The following is a 3,966-nucleotide window of genomic DNA, read 5'->3' on the forward strand; positions in this document are numbered from 1 at the left end:
CAGCGCTCCAGCGCTTCGGACATGACCGTATGATTGGTATAGGCCACAGTACGGGTAACGATATCCCACGCCTGATCCCAGTCGTAATCGTAGTCATCCATGAGTACGCGCATCAGTTCCGGAATGACGAGAACCGGATGGGTGTCGTTGAGCTGGATCGCGGTTTTCTCGGCCAGATTGTCGAGCGAGCCGTATACGCGCAGATGATTATGGATCAGCTGATCCACGCCGGCGCAGACAAAGAAGTATTCCTGTTTCAGGCGCAGTTCCTTGCCTTCGTACGTCGAATCATCCGGATACACGTTAGCGGTCAGCGCCTGTACGTCATTGAGGTACTTGTTCAGAACGCCCGCCTGTACGGATTCTTCATCCACTTCCGCGTCCCAGAGACGCAGGGTGTTGGTGGTCGGGGTGTTGTAGCCGACAATCGGTACGTCATACGGTACCGCGCGGACCACAAACGCCGGGTTGTGATGCGAATGGAAATGGCCAAACTGGTCCATGTAGGCATCGAGGGTGCCGCCGAATTTGACCTGTACGGCGTGCTGGGGTTTCCAGACTTCCCAGACGTTGCCCAGACGGAGCCAGCAGTCGGGTTTTTCCACCTGTTCATCGTTGACGATTTCCTGCTTGAACAGACCGTAGTGATAGCGGATGCAGTTTCCGTTTCCGGCCAGGTTCAGACTTGCCAGAGAATCGAGGAAGCATGCGGCCAGACGGCCAAGACCGCCGTTGCCCAGGCCGGCATCGCATTCAAGTTCCTCCAGGTTGTGAATATCCAGTCCCAGATCGGCCAGTCCATCGCGGACAACATCGTAGATTCCCATGTTCATCAGGTTGTTGACCATCAGACGGCCCATCAGAAATTCCATTGAGAAGTAGTAAAGCTGTTTCGTACCGTTTGCGCGAACGCTCTTTTTTGTGAGCTTCCAGGAGTTTCCTGCATGATCGCGGATCAGAGCACCAAGGGCTAAATAACGTTCTTCATCGTAAGCATCTTCGAGATCGCGTCCGAAACGGGCGGACACTTCAGCGCGAAGGGCTTCCTTAAACGTTTCCTTACTGCTGAAAATGTTATTCATCGTTAAACCTCCACGAACTGAATTATAGATTCGGGTCTTCGAAAAGCAAGAAAGCCCCAGCCGTGCAGGCAAGTATTCTGCCCAATTTTGTGATCATTTGTGATTTTTTCTGGAAGTACCCTTCTTTCTTTAAAAATTCCGGATCCCCGTAATGGATATATTCATCATCTTTCAGGCATTGCTTTTCCTACGATTTCTACACGTTTTGACACACCCGGTTCGAATCGGTCCAATTGTTGACATTCCCGGTATCTTCCTCGTTTTCAAAGCGCGAAAGGCCTTTCAAACCGCCATTTCCTGACTCGAATATCGCTAGATGCCAGGCCGTTTTGCGCTGTTCGGGCTGGGTCCGGTGCAGGCTGTCTGGTTTCAGACGAGCGTTTCCCGGGTAATAAAGCGTCGGGTTACGGGAAAGTTCCATTTATACCCTTTGGAATTCTGCGTCAGGATATAGGGCGCGATTTCATCGTCTCCGAGTTTCTTGCGCACCCGGCAGATGTGCTTGGACAGCGTGTTGTCCGAGATGCAGTGGCGCAGGCGGCTCGAGATGACATTGATCAGAACTTCTCTGGCGCAGAAGCAAGTCTGGTGTTCGACCAGATGCAGGATCAGTTCAAATTCGGTCGGAGTCGCCATTAACATTTCCCCTCCCTTGAAAATAATCTGTGCGCCGCGATCGATCAGAAGATCACCCGTCTGATAAATCACGCTTTCCCGGATCGTCTGCGGATCCCACTGGCGCGGCGGCTGGTCATAAACCATCCGCTGTACGTTATCGAGCGTGACAACTCTCCCCCGGCTGCCTTCTGCCGGTTTCTGTAAATTTACATAGGACATAATCCGTCTCCTTTTCCTTTCAACTCTTTTCTTCCTGTTTCGTTAAACTTCTGTTTTCCTGCTTCGCGTTCGGCCCTGAACTCCCGCTGCTTTGTTTGTGCTGTACCCGAAATTTTCTCCTGCCCGGATTGGGCCTGGCACTTCGTTTTACGCAGCGTTCCTCGAAGAAAAAGGAAGATTCCTTTCTGTCTGTGCAGGATTTCTGCTCCGTCTGGATCTCGCTTCCCGGCGCGGCAGCCGCCTTTGTTCTCTGACATGAATGCATACCGTTTCCGTTTTGAAAAGCAGTACCGTTGCATATTTAGATTTTATTTTGATTTCGTTAAGCTTTCCGACCGTCGCTTTTGCGACCTTACCGGCTTATGCCTTCGATTGCATTATTTCTTTATTTGTTTATTTTTATGGTTTATTGTGCATATTTTCCGCCTATTTATACGACTTATTTCATTCTTTACGACCGATTACCACTTCGTTTTGCATTCGCTTTTCTTTCAAAAACAAAAAGGCAGACTGCCTTACAGTCTGCCGGTCTGTCCTTGTTTTTCGAATGAAATTTCCTTAAAAGCGAAACTTTTGTTCAGATTTCGTTCATATTTTCAAGAACGAAAATCCGTCTTCTCTTCCCTGAGATGACCCAGATCCGAAGGCCTGTGATGCGCTCTTTACAGCGGGGAAACGATTTTGGATCCGCCGATCGAAAGGAGCGGGCGGGCAGGACATGCACTCTGACTCCTGGCTTAGGGCTTAAGTTTTTCAGTTTTTCTCTGCGATCTTCTGCCCGTTTCTGCGAGAAACTGATGCATGCTTCAGGCCTGCCCCGTTCCGGTTCTCCCTGCGGACCAACCCAGACATGTTTAAGTGCATGCCGGACCATACAAAAAGGAGAGGCCCGGTTAAGGACATCTCCTGTCATTTTTCTATATGCATTTAAAAACCGAGCCGGATTTTTCCGATCAGTTTCCCTCCGAATTCGAACCGGCGTCCGCAAGCCCTTCGGTTACTTTGGGCTTTACGGTTTTGTTCGAAGACTGCGAACTGGACGAATCACTCTGGTCTTCTTCCTCTTCGCCAAGCTGCGGGAAAACGAACACCTGTTCGCCGTTTTTGGAAACATGATATTTGCCCCGGGCAATCATTTCGAGGTAGTCCGGGTTCGTCAGATTTTTGCGGGTGGTTTCGAGTTCGCTCTGCTGGCTGGTGAGCTCATCAAGCAGTTTCTCATTGGCATGAACCTCCTGATTGATATGCAGCCAGGTTCCGATATCATTGGCCATCAGGACGGAACAGAAGACGCTGAAAGCGATCAGACCGATATATATAAATCCGCGCCAGCGTGCTGCGAATCTTCTCTTTTTGCTTTTTCGACGCGAATCTGCCATGTTCGGACACCTCCTTCCCGCGGTCTTAGTCTATCAGATCAAATGTTTAATCTAAAGCAAACTCGAGACTTTTCTCTATCTGTGACAAAGAAGAAAGAACAAAGGCTTTAAAAGCCGAAATTATCTTTCATTTCGATGAATGTTTATAACTCTCATTCAATTTTAGACCGTGTGTACTTACACGGATTCATTGTGCCCGTACACGTGCGTTATTTTTTAAAAACGTCAGATTCGAACGGTTTTCATGTACAAAGAAAGCGGTCCATGCAGACCGCTGTACTGTTTTTATTCTGTCGGTTCCGACTCGGCCTTGCGGCTTTTGAGGAAAGCCGAGAGAACCGCGATATCCGACGGGTTGATACCGGAAATGCGGCTGGCCTGTCCAAGGGTTCTTGGGCGGATCTGGCTCAGCTTGCTTCGCGCTTCGAGCGCGAGATTTTCGAGCTGATCGTAATCGATCGTTTCGGGGATGCGGACGTCTTCAAGTTTCTGCAGGCGTTCGGTATCCCGTCTGGCCTTGGCTATGTAGCCGGCGTAGCGCGTTTCGATTTCAATGCGCTTGGCAATTTTGGGCGATACCGAATAGCCAAGCCACGGTTCCAGCATATGTACGGTAACGTTTGGACGCTTGAGCAGATCGAGCGCACTGCAGCCCTGTTCAAGAGAAC

The 3,966-nt window shown here is 49.9% G+C and carries 4 protein-coding genes and 1 pseudogene; all 5 read right to left on the bottom strand.

Annotated features, from left to right (window positions below):
* Positions 1-1,082: glycogen/starch/alpha-glucan phosphorylase (locus ACLUYS_RS09505; protein WP_412659727.1), on the bottom strand; the 1,082-nt coding region annotated here is incomplete at its 3' end.
* Positions 1,083-1,451: 369 nt separating this feature from the next.
* Positions 1,452-1,919 (bottom strand): winged helix-turn-helix domain-containing protein, encoded by a 468-nt coding sequence (locus ACLUYS_RS09510; protein ID WP_230267269.1) that lies wholly within the window; start codon positions 1,917-1,919, stop codon positions 1,452-1,454.
* Complete coding sequence (locus tag ACLUYS_RS09515; protein WP_412659728.1) at positions 1,907-2,176, bottom strand: hypothetical protein; 270 nt, start codon at positions 2,174-2,176, stop codon at positions 1,907-1,909. The genes ACLUYS_RS09510 and ACLUYS_RS09515 overlap by 13 nt, the downstream gene beginning before the upstream one ends.
* A 696-nt stretch (positions 2,177-2,872) precedes the next feature.
* Positions 2,873-3,298: an FtsB family cell division protein gene (locus ACLUYS_RS09520; RefSeq protein ID WP_255658208.1), complete on the bottom strand. Its 426-nt coding sequence runs from the start codon at positions 3,296-3,298 to the stop codon at positions 2,873-2,875.
* Between the two features lie 285 nt (positions 3,299-3,583).
* Positions 3,584-3,966, bottom strand: a pseudogene (locus tag ACLUYS_RS09525) (tRNA uridine-5-carboxymethylaminomethyl(34) synthesis enzyme MnmG); the annotation flags it as partial.

This window comes from Allobaculum sp., assembly GCF_047010065.1.
Taxonomy (GTDB): domain Bacteria; phylum Bacillota_I; class Bacilli_A; order Erysipelotrichales; family Erysipelotrichaceae; genus Allobaculum; species Allobaculum fili.